The 1566-nt window shown below is 72.0% G+C and carries 2 protein-coding genes; both read right to left on the reverse strand.

Translation table 11 applies throughout. The features are described from left to right. On the reverse strand, positions 1 to 293 hold a 293-nt coding region (locus MFF42_RS26215), incomplete at its 3' end, for a flagellar export protein FliJ (protein WP_238258876.1). 92 nt (positions 294 to 385) lie between these two features. Next, positions 386 to 1566 (reverse strand): flagellar protein export ATPase FliI (gene fliI / locus MFF42_RS26220; RefSeq protein WP_238258877.1); only part of this gene is annotated, 1181 nt, incomplete at its 5' end.

Raw genomic sequence — 1566 nt, forward strand, 5'->3', positions numbered from 1 at the left:
TCCTCGAACGCCTCGCCCAGCTCGGCCTTGGCCTCGGCGAGCTGACCCTCCAGGGCGGCGGCCGACTGGCGCATGTTGTCCCGGCGGCCGGTGGCCGCGCGGGCGTAGGTCGGGTAGGCGAAATGGGCCGGGTCGGAGATGCCGGCGCGGGCCTCTTCCTGCGCGACCTCGCGGTCGAGCTCGGCCGCCATGCGGTTGAAGTCGGCCATCATCATCTCGATCTGGGCGACCCGGCGGCGCTTCTCGTCCACCTGGAACCGACGCAGCCGGATCAGCGTGTCACGCGATTTCATGTCGGGCCATCCACTCCACGCTACGCTGGAAAGCGGCTCGATCGGCGCGGCAATCCTTCCGGACCGTCACCCGACGCGCTTTCGAAGCCGCCTCACCCGCCGCCGACGATGGCGGCCAACCGGGCGTAACCCTCGCCGATGGAGGTTGCTTCTTCCTTACCCTGCCCCAGAAAAGCCGTCAGATCGGGCATCAAGGCCACCGCCTCGTCCACTTCCGGCGAGGAGCCGGCGCGGTAGGCCCCGAGCCGGATCAGTTCCTCCATGTCGGCATAGGTCGCGAGGACCTTTCGCGCCCGGCGGACCGTGGGAAGATGCGCCGGGTCGCAGGCCCGCGGCATGGTGCGCGAGACCGAGCGCAGCACGTTGATCGCCGGATAGCGGCCCTGCTCGGCGATGCGGCGCTCCATGACGATGTGCCCGTCGAGGATGCCGCGCACCGCGTCCGCCACCGGCTCGTTGTGGTCGTCGCCCTCCACCAGCACGGTGAACAGACCGGAGATCGCCCCCTCCCCCGTGCCGGGCCCCGCCCGCTCGAGAAGGCGCGGCAGTTCGGAGAAGACGGTGGGGGTGTAGCCCTTGGCGGTGGGCGGTTCGCCGCCGGCGAGGCCGATGTCGCGCTGGGCCATGGCGAAGCGCGTAATCGAGTCGATCATGCACAGCACCTGCGCGCCCTGATCGCGGAAATACTCGGCGATCGCCAGCGTCACGTAGGCGGCGTTGCGGCGCATCAGCACCGGCTCGTCGGAGGTCGCCACCACCACGACCGAACGGGCGAGGCCCGCCGCACCGAGGTCGTCCTGCAGGAATTCCTGCACCTCGCGCCCGCGCTCGCCGACGAGGCCGATCACCGCCACGTCGGCGGCGGTGTAGCGGGCGAGCATCGAGAGCAACACCGACTTGCCGACGCCCGAGCCGGCGAAGATGCCCATGCGCTGCCCGCGGCACATGGTGAGGAAGGTGTTGATGCAGCGCACGCCCAGATCGAGCGGCGGCCCGACCCGTTTCCGCCCGTGCGCGGGCGGGGGATCGGCGCGCAGGGGATAGATCGCCGGCCCCTGCGCGAGGGGGCCGAGCCCGTCGATCGGGCGCCCGAGGGCGTCGACGGTGCGCCCGAGCCAGGCGGCGGAGGGGCGGATCGAGCCCGCCGCTTCGTCCCGCACCAGGGCCGGGCAGCCGCGGCGCACGCCTTCCAGGGAGCCGAACGGCATGGCGAGGGCGCGGTCGCCGGCGAAGCCAATCACCTCGCACGGCACGGTCGAGGGCACGGGCGATG

It is taken from the genome of Methylorubrum podarium (genome assembly GCF_022179745.1).
Lineage (GTDB): Bacteria > Pseudomonadota > Alphaproteobacteria > Rhizobiales > Beijerinckiaceae > Methylobacterium > Methylobacterium podarium.